Raw genomic sequence first — 20742 nt, 5'->3', positions numbered from 1 at the left:
GCAGGCTCCGAGGCGGAAAATGACGAGCAAGATATGGGGCGGGCGCTTCCAGAGCGCAACCGATGCGGTTCTGGAGGCTATCAACGTCTCCATCGATTTTGACAAGCGTCTGGGGCCCCAGGACATTCGCGGCTCGCTCGCCCATATCGCCATGCTGGCCGGGCAGGGCGTCGTCTCGCGGGAGGACGCGGCCAGGATCATCGATGGATTGACGCGTATCGCCGGGGAGATCGAGCGGGGCGAGTTCGTCTTCTCCCGGGCGCTCGAGGACATCCATATGAACGCCGAGGCGCGGCTCGCCGAATTGATCGGCCCCGCCGCCGGGCGCCTGCACACGGCGCGCTCGCGCAACGATCAGGTGGCCACGGATTTCCGTCTGTATATACGCGACGAGATCGACGCGCTGGACGCGCAGCTCGCGGATCTGCAGCTCGCGCTCGCCAAGCGCGCCATGGAAGAAGCCGGCAGCGTCATGCCGGGCTTCACCCATTTGCAATCCGCGCAGCCCGTCACGCTCGGCCACCACCTGCTCGCCTATGTCGAGATGATCGGCCGCGACCGGGGGCGCTTGCGCGACGCCCGCGCCCGCCTCAACGAATGCCCGCTCGGCGCGGCCGCGCTCGCCGGCACATCCTTTCCGATCGACCGCCATATGACGGCGAAGGCGCTGGATTTCGACCGGCCGACCGCCAATTCGCTCGACAGCGTCTCCGATCGCGACTTCGTGCTGGAGACGCTTTCGGCCGCCGCCATCTGCGCCACCCATTTGTCGCGCTTCGCGGAAGAAATCGTCCTGTGGACGACGCCGCAGTTCAATTTCGTCTCGCTCTCGGACAAATTCACCACCGGCTCCTCCATCATGCCGCAGAAGCGCAATCCGGACGCGGCGGAGCTGGTGCGCGGCAAATCGGGCCGCATCATCGGCGCGCTGCAGGCGCTGCTCATCGTGATGAAGGGCCTGCCGCTCGCTTATTCCAAGGATATGCAGGAGGACAAGGAAGGCGCCTTCGACTCGCTCGATTCGCTCTCCCTCTGCATCGCCGCCATGGCCGGCATGGTTCGGGACATGAAAGTGAACCGCGAACGCATGAAGGCGGCCGCCGGCGCCGGCTTCGCCACGGCGACCGACCTCGCCGACTGGCTGGTGCGCAAGCTGAACCTGCCCTTCCGCGAGGCGCATCACGTCACCGGCCGCGTCGTGGCGCTGGCCGAGGGCAAGGGCCTGGAGCTCGAAGACCTCACGCTTGCCGATCTGCAGAGCGTAGAGCCGCGTATATCCAAGGATGTCTTCGCGGTGCTCGGCGTCGAGAAATCCGTCGAAAGCCGCGTGAGCTTCGGCGGGACGGCGCCGGAAAATGTGCGCAGGCAGGCGCAAAGCTGGCTCGATCGCCTGAAGGACAAGGAATGAGCGAAGCGGCGCGCCTTTATCTCGCGACCCCGCCGCTGGCGGACGCCCGCGAATTCCTGCCCGCTTTGACGAGCGCGCTCTCGGCGGGGGACGTCGCCTCGCTCCTCATCCGTTTCGCCGTCGGCGATCCGCGCAAGCAGGAAGAGATCGTCCGCCTCCTCGCGCCCGCCGCGCAGGACAAGGGCGTCGCGGTTCTGGTCGAGGGCTCCGTCACCGTCGCGCTGCGCGCCAAGGCGGACGGCGCGCATATCTTGGGGGCCGGAGAGGCGCTGGCCGAGGCCGTCCAGAAGCTCTCGCCCAAATATATCGTCGGCGCGGGGGGGCTGGCGCTGCGCGACGACGCCATGTGGGCGGGCGAGGCCGGGGCCGATTACGTGCTCTTCGAGGACGACGAGCTGGAAGCCCTCGCCGAGCGCGTCGCCTGGTGGGCGGAGCTCTTCAACACGCCCTGCGTCGCCCGCGCGGCGCGGCTCGCCGATGTGGCGCCGCTCGCCGAGGCGGGCGCGGATTTCGTGATGCTCGACGACGCTGTCTGGGCCGATCCGCGCGGGCCCGCCGTCGCGGCCGCGGAGGCGCTGAAAATTCTTGAAGGAGCGCAGGCATGACGCGCCGTCTCGTCGCGCCGTTTCTTTTCCTCGCGGCCGCCGCGCCCGCTTTCGCGACGCCGGCCGATATCGCCGCCTCCGCGCGCGATCTCGCCTATGGCGCCTATCAGCGCGGCGACTACCGCGCCGCGATGGCCGAGGCGAGGAAGCGCGTCGACGCCAATCCGAAGGACGCGGCCGCGCTGACCCTGATCGGCCGGCTCTATCTCGAGGGCGACGGCGTCAAGCGCGACATGAAGGCGGCGATGGATTGGTTCCGCCGCGGCGCCGACGCGGGCGGCGCCGAGGCCGCCTATCTCTACGGCGTCGCCTCGCTCGAAGGGATCGACATTCCCAAGGACCGCGCCAGGGCGCGCGCCTATCTCGAAAAGGCCGGCGCGCAGGAAAATGCGGCGGCGCTGCATCTCCTTGGCGAGCTGGCGCTCGAGAATGAGGGCCGGGATCCGGATTTCGAGAGAGCCATTGGCTTCTTCAAGCGCGCCTCGGCGGCCGGGAATCCCGACGCCGATTATGCGATCGGCGTGCTCTACAAGACGGGCAAGGGGGTCGCGAAGGACGATCGCGCCGCGGCCGAATGGTTCAAGCGCGCTTCGGACGCCGGCCTCGGGCCCGCCATGGTCGAATACGCCATCATGCAGTTCAACGGCGTGGGCGTCGATCGCGACAAGGCGGCCGCCGTCGATTTGCTGCGCAAGGCGGCGCTCAAGGGCAACGCCGTGGCGCAGAACCGTCTCTCCCATCTCTACGCCGAGGGGCTCGGCGTCGAAGTTGACCTCAAGGCCGCGAAGGAATGGCGCGACAGGGCCAAGGCGGCGGGGCTCAGCGACCCGTCGCTCGACTTCCTCTCCAACGCCCCCGCGCAGCCGAAATCCGCTCCCGCAAAATGACCGCGACGCAAGGGAGTTGCGCGGCGCGGGGAACCGTCCGGCTCCTGCGCCGCTTCGTCAAGCCGAGGCTCGAAAAGCTCGTCTCCCGGGCCGCCGCCGCGCAGCGCCGGCTCGATCCGTTTTTTGCGCAGCAAAAGGCGCCCTTCGCGCCAAACGTTCCCGGCGAATGGACGCCGGCCGAGGGCGCGCCCGTGGCGACGCTCTTCTATCTGCATGGCGGCGGCTTCGTCGTCGGCTCGCCTCGCCTGTTCCGTTTCGCCGCGCGCGGCTTCGCGCGAGCGGGCTTCGACGTCTTCGCCCCGGCCTATCGTCTCGCGCCCGAGCATGTCTTTCCGGCGGCGCTCGACGACGTCTTTCGCGCCTATGAGGCGCTTGTCGCCGCTATACCGGGGCCGGTCGTCATCGCCGGGGATTCGGCGGGCGGCGGTCTCGCCGTCTCGCTGATGGTCCGGGCGCGCGACGCAAGGCTGCGCCCGCCGGCCGCCGCCGCGCTCTTCTCTCCCTGGACCGACATGGCCGTCGCCGGCGCCTCGGCGCGGGAGAACGAAGCGCGCGACGCCTTCTTCACCCGCAGCGCCATCTATATCGGCGCCCGCGCCTTTCTCGGCCGTACGAGCGCAAAAAATCCGCTCGCCTCGCCCGTCTACGCCGACCTAGCGGGCTTGCCGCCGCTCATCATACATACAGGGATGCACGAAGCCTTGCGCGATGATTCGACAAGGCTGGTCGAGAAGGCGCGGGCGGCGGGGGTCGAGGCGGAAATCGAGATGTGGCCCGACGTCCCGCATGGCTGGCAGATGATGGGGTTCCTCCCCGAGGCGCGGGAGTCGCGCGCGAAAGCGATCGCTTTTTTGAAGGAGCGCCTGAAGGTTTCGGCTTAACCCCGAAGAAAGTGAACGACCATCCGGGATGGCTGGGGCCTACCGCATGCACACATCTCGACAGCCAACGCGGTCATGGCCGGGCTTGTCCCGGCCATGACCGCGTTGGCCATGACGGCTGGAGATGCGTGACTCCCATAGCCCTCTATGGAGAGGCCGGCGTTCATGTGATTGTCTCAGCCTAACCCCAAGGCCCGCGGCGCGGAGGATCGAGCGGGTGACTTCCATCCGGCGGCAGGAAGGAGGCTTCGCCTTCGGCCGGCGGCTCGATCGACTCCGGCGGCTGTTCCTCGATCTTGGCCTGCTCCCGATGGACGATCGCGGCGTCCCGCCCGCCCGCGAATTCGATCAGCGCCCGCACCCGCTCGTCGACGGAAGGATGCGTGGCGAGCCAGCCGGATTCCTGCGCCCGCGCCGGGCTCTCGATGAAGAAGGCGTGCATGCGCGACGGCATGTCGGGGATGACGGAATGCGCCTCGATCTTGCGCAGCGCCGAGATCATGGCGTCGGGATTCTTGGTCAGTTCCACCGAGCCGGCGTCGGCAAGATATTCGCGCGAGCGCGACAGCGCGAAGCGGATCAGCACCGAGGCGCCCCAGCTCAGCGCGATGATGAGCAGCGCGACGAGGATGGCGAGGCCGGCGCCGTTTTCGCGCCTGTTGTCCGACCGGCTCGGCGGACGATGGGGCGAGAAGCCGAAGGGGAAGTCCCAGCGCCGGATCGTGAGGTCCGCCGCAAAAGCGAATATGCCCGCGAAGATCACCGCGATCACCATCATCTGGACGTCGCGGTTGCGGATATGGGTCAGCTCATGAGCGAGCACCGCCTCGATTTCCGCGTCGGTCAGCTCCATGAGCAGGCCGCGCGTGACGGCGATCTTATATCGTCCCTCCCTCAGCCCCGAGGCGTAGGCGTTGAGCGCGTCGCTCTCGATGATCTGCAGGGCCGGGATCGGGACGCCGCGCGAGATGCAGAGATTTTCAAGGAGATTATAGAGGCGCGGCGACTCGGCGCGGGAGACGGCGCGCGCGCCGGTCGCGAAATCGATCATCCTCTGATGGAAGAGATAGGCGATCGCGAACCAGGCCCCCGCCGCGGCGACGCCGATCGGCCAGCCGCGCTGGAGGTCCCTCAAGGCCCGCGCGACGATCCAGTCGAAGGGCGCGCCAGGCGGCGCGTCGAAGGCCTCGACGAGCAAGGCGAAGGAAAACATCAGCGCCAGCAGCAGCGCGACGAAGCCCGCGAGCAGAAAGGCCGAGCGCAGCCGGTTGGCGCGGATATGGCTGTAGAGGCCGTAGGCTTTGAACATGGACGTTCCCGCGAGAGGCCAGCCAGATCGCCGCCGCCGTCATTGCGAGCGAAGCGAAGCAATCCAGCGCGCCGCCATCGCCCCTGGATTGCTTCGTCGCATTTTTTTGAAGTCGGTTATACCCGACTTCGCCATACGCTCCTCGCAATGACGGGGCTGGCCGATGGTTAAAACTGCACCTTCGGCGGCGCTTCGACCGCCTTCTGCTCCGTTTCCCCGAGCTCGAAATATTCGATCGGCTGGAAGCCGAAGCGATCGGCGATCAGAAAGCCCGGGAAGCCTTCGCGCATGGCGTTATATTCGGCCACCGTATTGTTCAGGAAGCGCCGCGCGGCGGAAATCTTGTTCTCTATGTCCGAGAGCTCCGCCTGAAGCTGCTGGAAATTCTGGTTCGCCTTCAGCTCGGGATAGGCCTCGGAGAGGGCGATGAGGCGGGAGAGCGCGCCGGTCAGCGCATTTTCCGCAGCGCCCTGGGCGTTCGGTCCGGCGGCGGCGACGGCGGCGTTGCGCGCCTTGACCACGTCCTCGAGCGTCGTCCGCTCATGGGTGGCGTAGCCCTTCACCGTCTCGACGAGATTGGGAATGAGATCGTGGCGCTGCTTGAGCTGGACATTGATGTCCGAAAAGGCCTGCCTGGCGCGCTGCCGCAGATTGACGAGCCCGTTATAGACGCCGACGAGCCAGAAGCCGACCACGGCCGCGAGGCCCAAAAAGACGAGAAGCGCCATGCCCGATCCCTCTCTTGTTCATGCGCCTTCGGCGCCGCTCGCCCGTCGCGGCGCCGCGCCGGCCGGGCGAGCCATGTTAACGGCCGGACCGCGCGAGGCAAAGGCGGTTCCATTTGACGTTGAAGCCGCTCGCGCCTATCTCTTGAGACAATGCTCGACGGTCGCGAAACGCGACGAAACCGACAAGAAACAGCGATGGCTCTTCTGCCGATCATCACCCTTCCCGATCCGCGCCTGCGCAAGGTGTCGCAGCCCGTGGCGCGCATCGACGCCGAGATCCAGCAGCTTCTCGACGACATGCTGGAGACGATGTACGAGGCGCCCGGCATCGGGCTGGCCGCCATTCAGGTTGCGGTGCCGAAACGTATCGTCGTCGTCGACATCGGCAAGACGGAGGAGGAGCGCAATCCGCTCTTTCTCATCAATCCCGAGATCGTCTGGGCTTCGGAGGAGCTTTCCACCTACAATGAGGGCTGCCTCTCGGTGCCGGATTATTTCGACGACGTGAAACGCCCGGCGATGGTGAAGGTGCGCCATCTCGACCGCAATGGCGAGACCAGGGAGCTCGACGCGGTCGGCCTGCTCGCCACGGTCGTGCAGCATGAGCTGGAGCATCTCGAAGGCGGGCTCTTCATCGACAATCTCTCGCGGCTGAAGCGCGAAAGGGTCGTGAAGAAATTCGCCAAAGCCGCGCGGATGGACGGGATCGCCGCGCAGCGCCGCGCCGAGGCCGTCCGCCAGGCGGAAGAAGCCGAGGCCTGACATTTGCGCCTGATTTTCATGGGCACGCCGGACTTCGCGACGGCGCTGCTGAGAGAGCTATGCGCCCGCGGCCATGAGGTCGCGGCCGTCTATACCCAGCCGCCGCGTCCGGCCGGGCGCGGCATGTCGGAAAAGAAATCCAGCGTCCACCAGTTCGCGGAGGCCCAGGGGCTCTCCGTGCGCACGCCGAAAAGCCTGCGCAACGCGCAGGAGCAGGAGGCTTTCAGGGCGCTGAAGGCCGATGTCGCGGTGGTCGCGGCCTATGGGCTTTTGCTGCCGCCGCCCATTCTCGACGCGCCCAGATATGGCTGCCTCAATCTCCACGGCTCGCTCCTGCCGCGCTGGCGCGGCGCGGCGCCGATCCAGCGCGCCATCATGGCGGGCGACAAGGAGAGCGGCGTCGAGGTGATGAAGATGGACGCCGGGCTCGACACCGGTCCCGTCGCGCTCTCCGCCAGAGCGCCCATCGGCCCGGATATGACGGCCGGCGAGCTGCATGACAGGCTCGCGGAGCTGGGCGCGCCGCTGATGGCGGACGCGCTCGATCTTCTCGCGAAGGGCGAACTGCATTTCACGCCGCAGTCCGAAGAAGGCGCCTGCTACGCCGCCAAGATCGACAAGGCCGAAGCGCGCATCGACTGGCGGCGGCCCGCGCAGGCGCTGCACGATCATGTGCGTGGCCTCGCGCCCTTTCCCGGCGCCTTTTTCGAGGGCGATCTCGGCCATGGCGCCGAGCGCGTGAAGGTTCTGCGCACGAGGGTCGAAGCGGGCGAAGGCGCGCCGGGAACGGTTCTCGACGACGCCGGCCTCGTCGCCTGCGGCGAGGGCGCGCTGCGGCTTCTTCGCGTCCAGCGCGCCGGCAAGGGAGAAATGGGGATCGAGGAGTTTTTGCGCGGACGCAAGCTCGCCAAGGGCGCCGTGCTGGAATGAGGGCGGGCGTTCAGACCGCAGCGCCGTTCATGCTGAGGCGCCCCCCACCCTTAATCCCTCCCCGCCACTCCGTGGGGGGAGGGAGGCGGCTCACGCCCAGGACCGCTTCTGTTGTTTCCCGGTTATCCCGAACGGCGCCGCATCTTCCCTCCCCCCACGAAGTGGCGGGGAGGGGCAGGGGTGGGGGGCGGCGCCTGTTCCCGGACCTCGCCCAGCGGCCCGCGCTTTGACATGCCCCGCTATGCGCTCACCATCGAATATGACGGCGGTCCCTTTGTCGGCTGGCAGCGGCAGGCCAATGGCGTGTCGGTGCAGCAGCGGCTGGAGGAAGCCGTCCGCGCTATCAATGGCGAACGCGCCGTCATCCACGGCGCCGGGCGCACCGATGCGGGCGTGCATGCGCTGGGGCAGGTCGCCCATGTCGATCTCGTCCGCGACTGGCGACCGGATCGCCTGCGCGACGCGCTCAACGCGCATTTGAAGCCCGACCCGGTCGCGATCGTCGGCGCCCGCGCCGTCGCACAGGATTTCGAGGCGCGCTTCTCCGCGATCCGCCGCCATTATCGCTATGTCATCGAAAATCGCCGCGCGCCGCTCACCGTGACGTTGGGGCGCGCCTGGCATGTGAAGCGTCCGCTCGATGCGGGCGCCATGCGCGAGGCGGCGCAGCGTCTCGTCGGCCGTCACGATTTCACGACCTTTCGCGCCTCCGAATGCCAGGCCAATTCGCCGGTCCGCACGCTCGAAAGGCTGGATGTGCGCCGCGAGGGCGACCGCATCGAGATCGTCGCTTGCGCTCGCTCCTTCCTGCATAATCAGGTGCGGTCCATGGCCGGTTCGCTCGAACATGTCGGGACTGGCAAATGGACCGCCGACGATCTTGCGGAAGCCCTCGCGGCAAGAGACCGCGCGCGCTGCGGGCAGGTCGCGCCGCCGCACGGTCTCTATCTCGTCGCCGTCGACTATTGAGTCACGGTCGCGGGCGCGCCGGCTCCGCTCGCCTCCGGCTTCGCTGCCTCGTCCTTCGGGGCTTCCGGCTTGTCGACCTTATGCGCGGCCGGATGGTCCGTCTTCTTGGCGGCGGTCTTGTGGGGCGCGGGCGCCTTCTCCTTCGCGAGCGCGCCATGGGTCGGAACAATGCTCGCGGAGAGCACGGCGGCGAGAATGCCGTTCACGCAGCTTCGATTCTGAATCATGAAATCCCCTCTGATCGAAGCCCCCGCGCCGATTCGAATCGGCCGCCCGAGGCAATGAGGCCAAAGGACCAAGGAGATGTTGGGCCTCGCGCTTGGCGAGGCTGCGATTATTTCGTGGCGCAATGGCCACGAACAAGGCTGCGCCGCCGCAAAGATGAACGAGCGCGCGTTCTGGCGACAACGGCGCCTGTGCTAAGGCTTCGCAATTTCGCGCTTGAAAAAATAGATCACTAAAGGTTATGGGGGGCGCTCAAAGGAGCGCGCGTCGCTCGGACGCCCCCGCGATTCACCCCATTTTCTGACGCCTGTGGCGGGCGTTGTGTTATTCTGAACGGCAAAAGCGCCCGAGGGAGGAGCTATGACAATTCTCGCCACAGCACAGACGCCGACGGGCGCCGATCGTGTCATTGAGACGTCCGATCCTCGTTGGGAACGCCTCCATTCTCTTATCGATCGCCACTCTCTTAAGCGCGGCGATTTCATTCTCGCCTCCGGCCGGTCCAGCAAATACCTGTTCCAGTTGCGCCAAACCACGATGCTTCCCGAGGGAGCGAAGCTCCTCGGGGACATCATCGTCGACTATATGAACAAGCAGGGCATTGATTGCATTGGCGGCCTCGCTGTCGGCGCGATTCCGTTGGTCTCCGCTGTTTCGGTTATGAGCTTCCTGAAAGACTCCGCCAAAGACGCTTTCTTCGTCCGGAAGGAACCGAAAGAGCACGGCGCCAGGGAGCGGATTGACGGCCACGTCAAAGCCGGCGGGCAAGTGCTGATGATCGACGACGTCGCAACATCCGGCGGCTCGATCCTGAAGGCTATCGAAGGGATGAACGCCGAATATCCGTCTTGCTACGTTCGCAAGGCTCTGGTGATCGTGGATCGCCAGGAAGGCGCGGCTGAAACGCTAGCGCAGCGCGGCGTCGAGCTGGTTTCGATCTTTCGAAGGGAAGACTTCACTATCTGATAGCCTGTCCGTCAGGCGGCTACGCGAAGGCTTCGGCAAATACAGACGCGGCTCCGCTTCGCGAAATGGCGAGGCTTGCAGACGGGCTTCATGCATTCGCGCCGTCGCGCATCATGGCGCCGAACGCCCAAGACGGCCGCGCGGCGCCTCGGACGCGATTCAAGGCGACTGACATTCAAGGCGACTCATGCGCGTTTTCATCACCGGCGCCGCGGGCTTCATCGGCTTTCACCTCGCGCGGCGCCTTCTGGCGCAAGGCCATATGGTCGACGGCTTCGACGGCATGACGCCCTATTACGATCCCCGGCTGAAGGAGGCGCGGCGGGAGATCTTGCGGCGCAGCAACGGCTATCGCGACACGGTCGCCATGCTCGAAGACGTGCAGGCCTTGACCGAGGCCGCCGAGCAATGCGCGCCCGACATCGTCATCCACCTCGCCGCCCAGGCGGGCGTGCGCTACAGCCTCGAAAATCCGCGCGCCTATGTCGAGGCCAATCTCGTCGGGACCTTCAACGTCTTGGAGATCGCGCGCACGCTTAAGCCGCGCCATCTTCTCATCGCCTCGACGAGCTCGGTCTATGGCGCGAATCCGACCGTGCCCTTCTACGAGACCGATCGCACCGACCATCCTCTGACGCTCTACGCCGCGAGCAAGAAAGCGGGCGAGGCCATGGCGCATTCTTACGCGCATCTATGGTCGATCCCCACCACCATGTTCCGCTTCTTCACCGTCTACGGCCCCTGGGGACGGCCGGACATGGCCCCCCTGAAATTCCTGGACGCGATCGAAAGCGGCCGGACGATCGACATCTATAATCACGGAAACATGCTGCGCGACTTCACCTATATCGACGACCTCGTCGAGGCGATCGCGCGGCTGATGGAATGCGCTCCCGCGCGAGACGGCGGCGACGAGTCGGTCTCGCCTCAGGCGCCCTATCGCATCGTCAATATCGGCCGTGGCGCGCCGGTCCCTCTGCTCGACTTCATCGACGCGCTGGAGGCGGCGGTCGGCAAGAAGGCGGTGCGCAACTATCTCGACATGCAGAAGGGCGACGTGCCCCGCACCTTCGCCTCCGCCGATCTTCTGGAACGGCTCACGGGCTACCGGCCGCAGACTTCCGTTGAAGAGGGGGTGAAGGCGCTCGTCGCTTGGTATCGCGATTATCGTGTGAAGAACGGGCCGTTGCGGCTATAGGCCTCGTTCTTCGTCATAAAATGGCTTCGATTCCTTTGCGATCCGCAAGCGACAGGAGTTTGAGGGAAGGACCGCTCGGGCGCACTTCGCCGCGCTCCCATTTGCTGACGAGAACCTTGGTTACGTTCAACGCCAGTGCAAAGGTAGCTTGGCTCATATGCGATTTCTCGCGGATGCGTTTGATCGCTTCGGGTTGCAGAGGCTCCACGGGCGTCAGGCAGCTCAGATCGAAATCCCGCATTGTGGCTTTATCGATCGCGCCTATCTCGTGGAGATCCGCCGCAACTTCATGAAGCGACCGGAGCGCGCCGCTCCGATAGCGCTTCGTCTGCGTCATATTTCTATCTCCCTCCAACCTTTCTTGGCGCCCAGTTCCTCAAGCTGAGTTTTGGTCAGCTTTTCCAAGGTTTGGGCAAGCTTCAGATAAGCCGCCAGTTCCGATTGCGTCAGATTGGCTTTGCCGCTCTTGGGGAAAATGTGCAGGAAAACCGCGACATTCCCTCTTTTGTAGAAGATCACCGAGCGCAATCCTCTTGATGCGCCCTGGTTGCTCCTTGGAATTCGTTGCTTGATCAGGCGCCCGCCAAGATCGGCGTCTATTAGGCCGGACTCGGCCCGCCTTATTGCTTCCTTGCAGTTTTCTTCAGTAACTTCTTCTCGGCTCGCGTCGCGCCAGAACGACTTCGGAATGTGGATTTTCATCTATGCTCCTTGCGCTAAATCCGCGCAATCTCGGACTGTAAGGGTTCAAGTTTAGGCTCCGTTTAGGTGATGGCGGTCAGAGGAAGTTCCTCCTGACATGCAACCAATATATAATAATCCCTATTACACCGCAAGACCATGGCTCGCCGGGTAATCGATTGATTCCAAGATTGCGCCGGTTCGCTTGGCGATAATTTATTTCGGCATATTCGGACCGCGTTGTTCCGATGTCGCGGCCGTGGCCGACCAGCCGCTCGATGCGCCATGCCTATGATAAGGAATGGCGGCGCAGCTCAGCGCAGCGGGCGCTTGTTCTCTACTTCGAAGACTGGATCGACGCCTTCAAATCCAGTCCGGCGCGCGGTCCATCGCAATAAGCTCCGCGACGCTCGGGCGCGGGCGGATCACGGCGTAGCGGACGCCGTCGACCAGCACTTCAGGGATCAGCGGGCGGGTGTTGTAGGTGCCCGCCTGCACGGCGCCATAGGCGCCCGCCGTCAGCACGGCCAGAAGCTCGCCGGGTCTCGCTTCCGGCATTTTGCGCTCCAGCGCGAGATAGTCGCCGGTCTCGCAGACCGGGCCGACGACATCGGCGACGATCTCCGCGCGGTCCTTCGATTCGCGAACGGGAAGGATATCGTGATGCGCGTCGTAGAGCGTCGGGCGAACGAGATCGTTCATGCCGGCGTCGACGATGACGAAGGTCTTGGCCTCGCCCTGCTTTACGTAAATGACGCGCGTGACGAGCACGCCCGCATTGCCGACGATGAGGCGGCCGGGCTCGAAGACGAGCTTGCATCCGAGCCCGCCGAAATGCTTCCGCACGATCTCGGCGTAGCGTTCGGGATGGTAGGACTGCGGATCGTCGCCCTCATGATAGGGAATGCCCAATCCCCCGCCGAGATCGACATGGGAAATGCGATGGCCGTCGGCGCGCAGCTCGCGCACCAGCTCGGCGAGCAGCGTGAAAGCCTCGTCGAAGGGTTCGAGATCGGTGAGCTGCGAGCCGATATGCATGTCGGCGCCCGCGACCTCGATCCCCGGCAGCTTCGCGGCGCGGGCATAGACCTCGCGGGCGTGGGAGAGCGGCACGCCGAATTTATTCTCGGCCTTGCCGGTCGAAATCTTCTTATGCGTGCGGGCGTCGACGTCCGGATTCACGCGCAGCGACACCGGCGCCGTCACGCCTTTGGCCGAGGCCACGCGGGAAATGGCGCCGAGCTCCGGCTCGGATTCCACATTGAAGCAAAAAATGCCGGCGTCGAGCGCCGCGGCGATTTCCTCCTCCGTCTTGCCGACGCCGGAGAAGGTGATCTTCGACCCCGGCGCGCCGGCGGCCAGCGCGCGGGCGAGCTCGCCGCCCGAAACCACGTCCATGCCCGCCCCCTCCTTGGCGAGAAGGCGCAGCACGGCCTGATTGGAATTGGCCTTCATCGCATAGCAGACGAGGGCGTCGAGGCCGGCGAAGGCTTCCGAGAAGACGCGGAAATGGCGGCGGATCGTCGCCGCGGAATAGCAGTAGAAGGGCGTTCCGACCGCGCCGGCGATGTCGGACAGGGCGACCTCTTCGGCGAAAAGCGCGCCGCTGCGATAGTCGAAATGGCGCATCGCTTTTAAAGCAGCGGGTCGAGAGGGAAGGGATATTGCTCGGGCGGCCGGTTGCCGATCGTGCCGGGAATCGGCGGCGCGGGCGGCTCGGGCCGCGCCCCGCCGGGCGCGGGCGCCGGCGCGTTGCGCCCCGCTTTGGCCTGGGCGGCCGCCTGTTCGGCCTTCAGCGCCTCGCCGCGCGCCTGGACCTCCGGCGGCAACTCCAGCGGGCCGCGTCGCCCGCAGGCGGAAAGGCTCGCGGCGACGGCGAGCGCGAGGAGGATCGGCAGGCTGGATCGGCGAAACGTCACGGGGCGGGTCCGGCGTTTGGAGCGCCTGACGTAAAAGTCGACGGACTTTACGAATACGCTCCAGGAATCGCGCGAGGCGAGAACGCCGGCAATATACCGATCCGGCTCGAAAAGGCGAGAGCGCCGCGCCGACTCGCCGGGGGCCGACGCTTGGCTTCGCCCGATCGCCCGCGTCAGCTCGCCTTGCGCCTCAGCAGGCGGTTCGCGGCGCGCTTGGCGACCTCGCGGATCTGGCGGCGCGTCTGATCGCGGCGGCAGCTCGCAAGGAAGTCGCCCTCGCGGCGCGCGCGCAGCGAGACGGCGAGATCGCAGACGCCGATGCGATCGGGCCAGAGCTTGTCGATCATCGGATGGTTGGCGATGGCGCAGCTATCGACGTATTCGAGGTCTCCCCGCTCCAGATGCGCCTTGGTCTGCTCATAGACGAGCTGGACGCCGGGCGCCTGGGAGCGCATCGATTCGTCGAAGGCGATCTTCCAGCAATAGCTGCGGCCCTGGCTCTCCAGCACGATCGCCATGGCGATGGGCCGGCCGTCGAGGCGCAGAGACTGGATCCTGCAACGATTCTCGCGCGCGAGCATGCGGGTCGCGCTGCGCAGGAAGGTGGCGAGCGCGGGCTCGGAAAGGAAGGCGCCGCGCCCGGCCTTCCAGCCCGAGGCTTCGAGCGCCATGAACTCCTCCGCGGCGACCCGAATCTCTTCCGGCGTCTCGTGCGATTCGAAGGTCAGCCGGCCCATCTCGCGCAGGCGGCGCGCCTGCCGCCGCATGTCGGCGAGCTTCTTCTTGGAGCCCGCCCGCGCGCAAAGCTCGTCCGCGTCGCCGCCGGGCAGCAGCGCGGCGCGCTGATAGGACTCCAGAATCCGCGCCTTGCGGGCGCCCGCCGCCGCGGCGCGCTCCAGCGCCAGCCGGAAGCGGCCGTCGGCCGGCATGCGCGAAAAGACGACGCCGGCCGATTTGCCGTGCGCCTCCATCCATTCGAGGAAGGCCTGGATGGTCTCGGAGGCCAGGTCGCGGTCGACGAGGGGCGTCGCCAGCGCCGCCTGCTTATGGAGCCACATGCGGGTCAGGCCGTCGCCGATCAGCGGAGCGGCGGTCATGATCGGGAACAGCCCCATCATCCGGCCAAATCCGTTCGTCACCACGATGAAGCGGGGCCGCTCGCTTACGGGGAAGTGGCGCGCCGCCGAAAGAGCGAAGCCCGGCTCGTAGAAGGCGTTGGGCTCCAGCGCGCGGGCGGCGAGATCGGCCCAGTCGGCCTGGGCGGCGTCGAGCTGCTCGATGGAAAATTCCCCGGCCTCAAGGCCGGCCTTGGCCGCTTCGAAATCGACGCCCGCCACCAGGCGCGGCGTATGGCGGCCGCTCGCGCGGCCGTCGCCCAATCCGAGTTCCGCCATGGCGAGAGCGACGCCTTTCATGTTCAGGAACGGCGCGACCATCTTCGACAATCCCCTCTCCTGTGCCAATTTGAACCTGCCAGGGAGAAATTCGGGACGCTTGCCCGCGTCTTTCCCCCGTTCACGGGAGCCGGTTCAAAGCCGGCGCCGCTCCGTCAACCCTGGCGCCGCCTCTCGCTTTACGGGGGCGGCGCGCCATGTTTAGGTCTTGCCATGAACACGCTCCGGCTTCTCCTCGTCGCGGCCGGCCTTCTCGCATCGGCCTCGGCCCAGGCGACGGTCCGCATCTCGATCGACCTGTCCAAGCAGCGCCTCACGGCCACCAATGGCGGCGAGACGGTGATGTGGAAAATCTCCAGCGGCCGGCGAGGCTATGAGACGCCGACCGGGCGCTATTCGGTCATGCGGATGGAGGTGGACCACCATTCCGACGAATATGAGCAGGCGCCGATGCCCTATGCGATCTTCTTCTCGCCGCGGGGCCTCGCGATTCACGGCAGTTTCGAGCGCGGCCTCGGCAGTCCGCGCTCCCATGGCTGCGTCCGCCTCTCCGTCGGCAACGCCCAGAGGCTCTTCGAATGGGTGGAGCGGCACGGCGGCGCGACGATCGAGATCGTCGGCGAGACCCACGGGCGCGGCTTCCGGGACGAGCCGGCGGGGGTTGAGCGCATCCGCCCGGCGCGGCGCGCGCGGCCCAGCGAGCCGGCATATCCGGAATACGCGCCGGATCAGACGTACCGATACTTCTGATTTTGCGCCTATTCCGGGCGAAACGTTGCGACTTCGCAACAGTCCCGGAAGAATCAAGGCTAATGTGCGGCTGCGCATTTGCCGCGCCCGGGCTTAACGGCTATCCCTAGAATTTGTGTAATTGCGGACAGCCGAGACGAGAGCAAGCCTTTGACGACATCGAAGACCCCCCTTCTCGATCAGATTCCGAACCCGCAAAAGCTGCGCAAGCTTCAGCCCAGTCAGCTCAAGCAAGTCGCGGAGGAGCTGCGCCGCGAGACGATCGACGCCGTGTCGGTCACGGGCGGTCATCTCGGCGCGGGTCTCGGCGTGGTCGAGCTGACGGTGGCGCTGCACTATGTCTTCGACACGCCGCGCGACCGCATCATCTGGGACGTCGGCCACCAGACCTATCCGCACAAGATCCTCACCGGCCGCCGCGACCGCATCCGCACCTTGCGCATGGGTGGCGGGCTTTCGGGCTTCACCAAGCGCGCGGAAAGCGAATATGACGCCTTCGGCGCCGGCCATTCCTCGACCTCGATCTCGGCCGGCCTCGGCATGGCGATCGCCCGCGACCTTGCGGGCGGCGACAATCATGTCGTCGCGGTGATCGGCGACAGCTCCATGTCGGCGGGCATGGCCTATGAGGCCTTGAACAACGCCGGCGCGCTGGATTCGCGCCTCATCGTCATCCTCAACGACAACGACATGTCGATCGCGCCGCCGACCGGCGCCATGTCGGCCTATCTCGCCCGGCTCGTCTCGGGAGGCGCCTATCGCTCCATCCGCGACGCCGCCAAGCAGCTCGCCTCGCATCTGCCGCGCTTCATCTACGACAAGGCGCGCAAGGCCGAGGAGTTTTCGAGGAGCTTCATCACCGGCGGCACCATGTTCGAGGAGCTCGGCTTCTATTATGTGGGGCCGATCGACGGGCATAATCTCGACCATTTGCTGCCCGTGCTGACGAATGTCCGCGACAAGGACGACGGCCCGGTGCTGGTCCATGTCGTGACGCAGAAGGGCAAGGGCTACGCCCCGGCCGAGGCGGCCGACGACAAATATCACGGCGTCGTGAAGTTCGACGTGGAGACCGGCAAGCAGTTCAAGCCCAAGGCCAACGCCCCGTCCTATACGGGCGTCTTCGCCAAGGCGCTGATCGCCGAGGCCGAGCATGACGACAAGATCGTCGCCGTCACCGCGGCGATGCCGTCCGGCACGGGGCTGGACGCTTTCGGCAAGCATTTCCCGAGCCGCACCTTCGACGTCGCCATCGCCGAGCAGCACGCCGTGACCTTCGCGGCCGGCCTCGCCTGCGAGGGCTACAAGCCCTTCTGCGCGCTCTACTCGACCTTCCTGCAGCGCGGCTACGACCAGGTCGTGCACGACGTCGCGATCCAGCATCTGCCGGTGCGTTTCGCCATCGACCGCGCTGGCCTCGTCGGCGCCGACGGCCCAACTCACGCCGGCGCCTTCGACATCGCCTATCTCGGCTGCCTGCCGGGCATGGTGGTGATGGCCGCCGCCGACGAGGCGGAGCTGATGCATATGGTCTCGACCGCCGTCGCCTATGAGGAAGGACCGATCGCCTTCCGCTATCCGCGCGGCGAGGGCGTGGGCGTGGAGCTTCCCGAGCGCGGCGAGGTCATCGAGATCGGCCGGGGCCGCGTCCTGCGCGAAGGCTCAAAGGTCGCGCTGCTGACCCTCGGCACCCGTCTCTCCGACGCGCTGAAGGCCGCCGAGGAGCTCGAAAATTACGGCGTCTCGACGACGGTCGCCGACGCGCGCTTCGCCAAGCCCATCGACCGCGACCTCGTGCGCCGCCTCGCGGCCAATCACGAGGTCCTCATCACGGTCGAGGAAGGCTCGATCGGCGGCTTCGGCTCCCAGGTATTTCAGGCGCTCTCCGACGACGGCCTGCTCGACGGGACGCGCGGCGTCTTCAAGTTCCGCAGCCTGACCCTGCCCGACGCCTATATCGACCACGACAAGCACGAAATGATGATCGCCAAGGCGATGCTCGACTCCAAAGCCATGGTCGCCAAGGCGCTGGAGCTTCTCGGCGACGAGAAGGGCGCGGCGCGGGCGATGATCGCGTAAGGAAACGCCGCGCTTTAAGGCGTAGTCCGACAGTAAGTAAGCCAGCAATCGCAGGAGTCTTTCCTCTCCCCGCTCGCGGGGAGAGGGTAGGGTGAGGGGCAAGCCGCCATGCGAATGGATGGCGGTCGGATTCCGTAGCAAATCCGCGATTTTCCCGTCGCCGCCTTGCCCCTCACCCCAGCCCTCTCCCCGTTTTCGCGGGGAGAGGGGGACGGCCTAGGACGGATCGACATTCAGGATTCCCAAACGGCGTAAGTGCTGATTCATAGGGTTCCGCGATTTGAGCGGAGGCCAATGATGGGCGTTAAGCGATATGAGTTGAGCGAGGCACAATGGGCGCGGATTGCGCCGTTGCTGCCGGGCAAGGCGAGTGATCCGGGACGCACTGGCTCGGATAACCGATTGTTTGTGAACGGATGTCTGTGGGTTCTGCGGTCGGGCGCGCACTGGCGCGACCTGCCCGATCGCTATGGCAAATGGAAGACGGTGCATCGCCGCTTCAGCCGCTGGTGCCATGCGGGGATATGGGAGCGCGTGTTCGAGGCGCTGACCGCGGACCGGGACAACAAGTATCTGATGCTCGACAGCACCATCGTCCGCGCACATCAGCAGGCGGCGAGCGGAAAAGGGGGCCAAGAATCAGGCGCTGGGGCGTTCCCGAGGGGGACTGACCACCAAAATCCACATGCTCGCCGACACACTGGGCCGACCACTGCGCCTCATCGTCACTGCCGGCCAGGTGGGCGACGTCACCCAGGCTCCCGCCCTGCTCGAAGGACAGACAGGCAATGCCGTGCTGGCCGACAAAGCCTATGACAGCAATGCCTTGCGCGCCATCATCGCCGATATCGGCGCGAAGCCGTGATCCCTTCAAATCGCACCCGCAAGATCATCATCCCGCATGACGCCATCGCCTACAAGCAGCGCAATCGCATCGAGCGATGCTTCAACCGCCTCAAGCACTTCCGACGCTTCGCCACCCGCTACGAACGTCGAACCATCCACTTCGCCGGCTTCGCTTTCCTCGCCGCAGCCATTCTCTGGTTACGCTGAATGTCGATCCGTCCTAAGGCGTTTCATTGTCCCGCACGAGCAGGCGCGGATATTTCTTCGCGCCCGGCTTCGTAAGATCGCCCGGCAAAAAATTCATGCCCGCCGTGGCGACCACCGCCCCTTTCCGCGCGCTGATCCTGTTGCGCGCGACGAGCGCGTCGCCGGCGCCCTCGCCCGTCGCCAGCGCGATTCCGTAGTCGACGCCCGAAATCTCATTGGCTTCGGCGCGCAGATTTTCGCGCCAGCCGCCGAGCGCCACGCCGATCCAGCCCGGCCCGACGATCCGGTTGCCGGTCACGTCGACATTCTTCTCGGCGAGAATGCCGGTGAGCCAGAGCATTTCCGGCCCGAATTCCGGGTCGTTCACGCCCTTGCGCATATTGACGATCATGTTGCCGGAAACAATGGCGCCGTCCGTGCCCTTATCGGTGTTGGCCACCGCAATGCCGGCGCCGGCGTCCTCGATGCGATTGTCCCTGAAGGTCGAGTTTTTGGCCCCGAATTCGGCGTACATCGCCTTCTCGCCGAAGGTCTTGCAGTCGTTTCCAATCACCTCGACATTATGCGCGCCGTTGTTCCGCACGGCGGTGTAGACGCAGCGCCGGATGCGGTTTTTCTCCACCCGAATGACGCCCGCGCCCCAGACCAGGACGCCATTGCCATAGGGCCCGTTGCCGCCCGAGCGGTTGTCGATGTCCTCGATCAGATTATTGCGCACCCGCGAGCCGTCATAGCGGCCGGCGGAGGTGGCGTAGATCAGCACGCCATTGTCGCCGCAGCGGCTGACATGGTTGTTGTCCATGTCGACGCCGAGCCCGTCGAGCGAATAGAGGCCGACGTCTGCGACGTCCGAAATCTCGCTCTGCGCAAAAACGCCCCCGCAGCGCGCGAGGTTCAGTCCGCGCGCGGAGGATTGGCGGATGGCGCAGCCGTGAATCGAGAGATCGACGACGTCGGAAAAATCGAGCAGGCCCTTTTCCTTCGGGACGAAGCCCGCGCCGCCGTCAAAAATGATATTTTCGAGCGTGATCCGCCGCGCCATGCTGGCGGAAAGCAGCGGGCCGAGGCCGGATAGCTTCAGCACGGTGCGGCCGGGCGCGCCCTTGAGGACGGCGCCGTCCGGGAGATCGAGCCCGGTGAGCGCGATCTCGCCAGCCGGCAAAGAGACCGCCGCGCCCTTGCGCGCGGCCTCGCGCAGGCGCCGGGCGAGATCGTCGGTCCGCGCCATGGCGAGCGGAGACGCAAGACACAATGACGCGCTCGCGGCGCCGCAAAGGCGCAGCAAGCGGCGGCGGGAGAGCGGAGCGGGGCGAAAATTGCTGCGCGACATTTTCCGGAATGTGCCGGGTTCCGGCGCGACGGTCGAGGACGGCGTTAAAGAAAGGTAAACGGAGCCTCTTGCGATGATCGGCTTTGTGGCGACCGCCTCCGACGCCTCCGCCGCGCCGGGCGCCTATGCGCTGTGGCTGCGGCTCGGGTCGCCGCTCACCGTCAAGGCCGGCGGGAGCGCCGCCATCCTCGAGCCGGGCGACTATCTCTATTGTGGTTCCGCCAACGGCCCCGGCGGCCTGCGCGCCCGGCTCGCGCGCCATATGCGACAGGAAAAGCGCGCGCATTGGCATGTCGACCAACTGACGGCGGCGGGCGAGATTCTCGGCGCTTTCGTCGTCGCGGGCGGAAGCGAATGCGCGCTGAACGCCGCGCTTTCGGACTTCCCCACGCCGTTGCCGGGCTTCGGCAGCTCCGACTGCCCGCGCTGCGTTTCGCATTTGCGCTATTTTCCGCGCGGCGCGCGGCTTCCTTACGTCTGGGAAAGTGCTAGGAAGGCGGCGAATTCACTGACCCCACCTCCCCCTTGAGGGGGAGGTCGCACGGCCTTCAGGCCGCGCGGGAGGGGGTGACTCCCCGTTTCGGGCGTTCACCCCACCCCGCATCGCTAAAGCGATGCGACCCTCCCCCTCAAGGGGAGGGTGGAGCGCTCGCTGGAAGCAGTCTGTC

General features: G+C 66.1%; 23 protein-coding genes and 1 pseudogene. 15 read left to right on the top strand and 9 right to left on the bottom strand.

All coding sequences use genetic code 11. The annotated features are described in order from the left end of the window. The first annotated feature begins 19 nt into the window (after positions 1-19). Genes argH through ACV7JP_RS08035 form a run of 4 tightly spaced genes read left to right on the top strand, consistent with a single transcriptional unit; the run spans position 20 to position 3781 of the window. Complete coding sequence (argH, locus tag ACV7JP_RS08050; protein ID WP_457798707.1) at positions 20-1408, top strand: argininosuccinate lyase; 1389 nt, start codon at positions 20-22, stop codon at positions 1406-1408. Then, complete coding sequence (locus tag ACV7JP_RS08045; protein ID WP_457798706.1) at positions 1405-2013, top strand: thiamine phosphate synthase; 609 nt, start codon at positions 1405-1407, stop codon at positions 2011-2013. The genes argH and ACV7JP_RS08045 overlap by 4 nt, the downstream gene beginning before the upstream one ends. After that, entirely contained in the window at positions 2010-2900 is an 891-nt protein-coding gene (locus tag ACV7JP_RS08040; RefSeq protein WP_457798705.1) for a tetratricopeptide repeat protein, read from the top strand. The genes ACV7JP_RS08045 and ACV7JP_RS08040 overlap by 4 nt, the downstream gene beginning before the upstream one ends. Then, a complete protein-coding gene (locus ACV7JP_RS08035) occupies positions 2897-3781 on the top strand; it encodes an alpha/beta hydrolase (RefSeq protein ID WP_457798704.1) in 885 nt (294 codons plus the stop codon). The genes ACV7JP_RS08040 and ACV7JP_RS08035 overlap by 4 nt, the downstream gene beginning before the upstream one ends. A gap of 181 nt (positions 3782-3962) precedes the next feature. On the opposite strand, the gene ACV7JP_RS08030 is transcribed toward ACV7JP_RS08035, so the two are convergent. Then, positions 3963-5090, bottom strand: a complete 1128-nt coding sequence (locus ACV7JP_RS08030; protein WP_457798703.1) for a M48 family metallopeptidase — start codon at positions 5088-5090, stop codon at positions 3963-3965. A gap of 167 nt (positions 5091-5257) precedes the next feature. Next, entirely contained in the window at positions 5258-5818 is a 561-nt protein-coding gene (locus tag ACV7JP_RS08025) for a LemA family protein (protein ID WP_457798702.1), read from the bottom strand. 195 nt (positions 5819-6013) lie between these two features. On the opposite strand from ACV7JP_RS08025, the gene def reads away from it, so the two are divergent. The 3 genes from def to truA all read left to right on the top strand — a co-directional run bounded on the left by def (position 6014) and on the right by truA (position 8479). Next, entirely contained in the window at positions 6014-6580 is a 567-nt protein-coding gene (gene def, locus ACV7JP_RS08020) for a peptide deformylase (RefSeq protein ID WP_457798701.1), read from the top strand. Between the two features lie 18 nt (positions 6581-6598). After that, the gene (gene fmt, locus ACV7JP_RS08015; RefSeq protein WP_457799046.1) at positions 6599-7510 is read left to right on the top strand and encodes a methionyl-tRNA formyltransferase; all 912 of its coding nucleotides are present in this window, start codon (positions 6599-6601) and stop codon (positions 7508-7510) included. Between the two features lie 231 nt (positions 7511-7741). Beyond that, positions 7742-8479, top strand: a complete 738-nt coding sequence (gene truA / locus ACV7JP_RS08010; protein WP_457798700.1) for a tRNA pseudouridine(38-40) synthase TruA — start codon at positions 7742-7744, stop codon at positions 8477-8479. Here the strand turns inward: truA and ACV7JP_RS08005 are convergent. Beyond that, a complete protein-coding gene (locus ACV7JP_RS08005; RefSeq protein WP_457798699.1) occupies positions 8473-8706 on the bottom strand; it encodes a hypothetical protein in 234 nt (77 codons plus the stop codon). The genes truA and ACV7JP_RS08005 overlap by 7 nt on opposite strands. A gap of 358 nt (positions 8707-9064) precedes the next feature. Between ACV7JP_RS08005 and pyrE the strand changes: the two genes are divergently transcribed. Together pyrE and ACV7JP_RS07995 are read left to right on the top strand one after the other, a co-directional pair. Then, positions 9065-9670: an orotate phosphoribosyltransferase gene (gene pyrE, locus ACV7JP_RS08000; RefSeq protein WP_457798698.1), complete on the top strand. Its 606-nt coding sequence runs from the start codon at positions 9065-9067 to the stop codon at positions 9668-9670. Between the two features lie 187 nt (positions 9671-9857). Next, a complete protein-coding gene (locus tag ACV7JP_RS07995; RefSeq protein ID WP_457798697.1) occupies positions 9858-10868 on the top strand; it encodes an SDR family NAD(P)-dependent oxidoreductase in 1011 nt (336 codons plus the stop codon). Between the two features lie 13 nt (positions 10869-10881). On the opposite strand, the gene ACV7JP_RS07990 is transcribed toward ACV7JP_RS07995, so the two are convergent. From ACV7JP_RS07990 to ACV7JP_RS07970, 5 genes are all read right to left on the bottom strand, one after another. Next, positions 10882-11205, bottom strand: coding sequence for a helix-turn-helix domain-containing protein (locus ACV7JP_RS07990; RefSeq protein WP_457798696.1), 324 nt, complete (start codon positions 11203-11205; stop codon positions 10882-10884). Continuing rightward, positions 11202-11570, bottom strand: coding sequence for a type II toxin-antitoxin system RelE/ParE family toxin (locus tag ACV7JP_RS07985; RefSeq protein ID WP_457798695.1), 369 nt, complete (start codon positions 11568-11570; stop codon positions 11202-11204). Before ACV7JP_RS07985 ends, ACV7JP_RS07990 begins: the two co-directional genes overlap by 4 nt. Positions 11571-11912: 342 nt before the next feature. Then, on the bottom strand, positions 11913-13178 hold the full coding sequence (lysA, locus tag ACV7JP_RS07980) for a diaminopimelate decarboxylase (protein WP_457798694.1): 1266 nt from the start codon (positions 13176-13178) through the stop codon (positions 11913-11915). A gap of 5 nt (positions 13179-13183) precedes the next feature. Then, complete coding sequence (gene lptM, locus ACV7JP_RS07975; protein ID WP_457798693.1) at positions 13184-13468, bottom strand: LPS translocon maturation chaperone LptM; 285 nt, start codon at positions 13466-13468, stop codon at positions 13184-13186. A gap of 173 nt (positions 13469-13641) precedes the next feature. Beyond that, positions 13642-14904 (bottom strand): GNAT family N-acetyltransferase, encoded by a 1263-nt coding sequence (locus tag ACV7JP_RS07970; RefSeq protein WP_457799045.1) that lies wholly within the window; start codon positions 14902-14904, stop codon positions 13642-13644. 171 nt (positions 14905-15075) lie between these two features. Between ACV7JP_RS07970 and ACV7JP_RS07965 the strand changes: the two genes are divergently transcribed. The 5 genes and pseudogenes from ACV7JP_RS07965 (at position 15076) to ACV7JP_RS07945 (ending at position 18744) form a co-directional block, all read left to right on the top strand. After that, a complete protein-coding gene (locus ACV7JP_RS07965) occupies positions 15076-15612 on the top strand; it encodes a L,D-transpeptidase (RefSeq protein WP_457798692.1) in 537 nt (178 codons plus the stop codon). A 150-nt stretch (positions 15613-15762) separates the two neighbouring features. Further along, entirely contained in the window at positions 15763-17691 is a 1929-nt protein-coding gene (dxs, locus tag ACV7JP_RS07960) for a 1-deoxy-D-xylulose-5-phosphate synthase (protein ID WP_457798691.1), read from the top strand. A gap of 294 nt (positions 17692-17985) precedes the next feature. Further along, positions 17986-18342 (top strand): annotated as a pseudogene (locus ACV7JP_RS07955) (IS5 family transposase); the annotation flags it as partial. 34 nt (positions 18343-18376) lie between these two features. Then, the gene (locus ACV7JP_RS07950; RefSeq protein ID WP_457798690.1) at positions 18377-18556 is read left to right on the top strand and encodes a transposase; all 180 of its coding nucleotides are present in this window, start codon (positions 18377-18379) and stop codon (positions 18554-18556) included. Continuing rightward, positions 18553-18744 (top strand): hypothetical protein, encoded by a 192-nt coding sequence (locus ACV7JP_RS07945; protein ID WP_457798689.1) that lies wholly within the window; start codon positions 18553-18555, stop codon positions 18742-18744. The genes ACV7JP_RS07950 and ACV7JP_RS07945 overlap by 4 nt, the downstream gene beginning before the upstream one ends. A 13-nt stretch (positions 18745-18757) precedes the next feature. Here ACV7JP_RS07945 and ACV7JP_RS07940 read toward each other — a convergent pair whose 3' ends face one another. Further along, a complete protein-coding gene (locus tag ACV7JP_RS07940; RefSeq protein WP_457798688.1) occupies positions 18758-20074 on the bottom strand; it encodes a TIGR03808 family TAT-translocated repetitive protein in 1317 nt (438 codons plus the stop codon). Positions 20075-20147: 73 nt separating this feature from the next. Here ACV7JP_RS07940 and ACV7JP_RS07935 point away from each other — a divergent pair, with 73 nt between their 5' ends. After that, positions 20148-20603, top strand: a complete 456-nt coding sequence (locus ACV7JP_RS07935; RefSeq protein ID WP_457798687.1) for a GIY-YIG nuclease family protein — start codon at positions 20148-20150, stop codon at positions 20601-20603. Positions 20604-20742 lie beyond the last annotated feature (139 nt).

It is taken from the genome of Methylocystis sp. S23, assembly GCF_054106005.1.
Note: the sequence above shows the minus strand (reverse complement) of the source record. Positions and strands in the feature narration are given on the sequence as shown.

Bases quoted from the DNA above. Each gene is read 5' to 3' on its own strand.
- argH (WP_457798707.1), top strand. From the start codon at position 20: ATGACGAGCAAGATATGGGGCGGGCGCTTCCAGAGCGCAACCGATGCG.
- ACV7JP_RS08045 (WP_457798706.1), top strand. From the start codon at position 1,405: ATGAGCGAAGCGGCGCGCCTTTATCTCGCGACCCCGCCGCTGGCGGAC.
- ACV7JP_RS08040 (WP_457798705.1), top strand. From the start codon at position 2,010: ATGACGCGCCGTCTCGTCGCGCCGTTTCTTTTCCTCGCGGCCGCCGCG.
- ACV7JP_RS08035 (WP_457798704.1), top strand. From the start codon at position 2,897: ATGACCGCGACGCAAGGGAGTTGCGCGGCGCGGGGAACCGTCCGGCTC.
- ACV7JP_RS08030 (WP_457798703.1), bottom strand. From the start codon at position 5,090: ATGTTCAAAGCCTACGGCCTCTACAGCCATATCCGCGCCAACCGGCTG.
- ACV7JP_RS08025 (WP_457798702.1), bottom strand. From the start codon at position 5,818: ATGGCGCTTCTCGTCTTTTTGGGCCTCGCGGCCGTGGTCGGCTTCTGG.
- def (WP_457798701.1), top strand. From the start codon at position 6,014: ATGGCTCTTCTGCCGATCATCACCCTTCCCGATCCGCGCCTGCGCAAG.
- fmt (WP_457799046.1), top strand. From the start codon at position 6,599: ATGGGCACGCCGGACTTCGCGACGGCGCTGCTGAGAGAGCTATGCGCC.
- truA (WP_457798700.1), top strand. From the start codon at position 7,742: ATGCCCCGCTATGCGCTCACCATCGAATATGACGGCGGTCCCTTTGTC.
- ACV7JP_RS08005 (WP_457798699.1), bottom strand. From the start codon at position 8,706: ATGATTCAGAATCGAAGCTGCGTGAACGGCATTCTCGCCGCCGTGCTC.
- pyrE (WP_457798698.1), top strand. From the start codon at position 9,065: ATGACAATTCTCGCCACAGCACAGACGCCGACGGGCGCCGATCGTGTC.
- ACV7JP_RS07995 (WP_457798697.1), top strand. From the start codon at position 9,858: ATGCGCGTTTTCATCACCGGCGCCGCGGGCTTCATCGGCTTTCACCTC.
- ACV7JP_RS07990 (WP_457798696.1), bottom strand. From the start codon at position 11,205: ATGACGCAGACGAAGCGCTATCGGAGCGGCGCGCTCCGGTCGCTTCAT.
- ACV7JP_RS07985 (WP_457798695.1), bottom strand. From the start codon at position 11,570: ATGAAAATCCACATTCCGAAGTCGTTCTGGCGCGACGCGAGCCGAGAA.
- lysA (WP_457798694.1), bottom strand. From the start codon at position 13,178: ATGCGCCATTTCGACTATCGCAGCGGCGCGCTTTTCGCCGAAGAGGTC.
- ACV7JP_RS07970 (WP_457799045.1), bottom strand. From the start codon at position 14,904: ATGGTCGCGCCGTTCCTGAACATGAAAGGCGTCGCTCTCGCCATGGCG.
- ACV7JP_RS07965 (WP_457798692.1), top strand. From the start codon at position 15,076: ATGAACACGCTCCGGCTTCTCCTCGTCGCGGCCGGCCTTCTCGCATCG.
- ACV7JP_RS07950 (WP_457798690.1), top strand. From the start codon at position 18,377: ATGCTCGCCGACACACTGGGCCGACCACTGCGCCTCATCGTCACTGCC.
- ACV7JP_RS07940 (WP_457798688.1), bottom strand. From the start codon at position 20,074: ATGTCGCGCAGCAATTTTCGCCCCGCTCCGCTCTCCCGCCGCCGCTTG.
- ACV7JP_RS07935 (WP_457798687.1), top strand. From the start codon at position 20,148: ATGATCGGCTTTGTGGCGACCGCCTCCGACGCCTCCGCCGCGCCGGGC.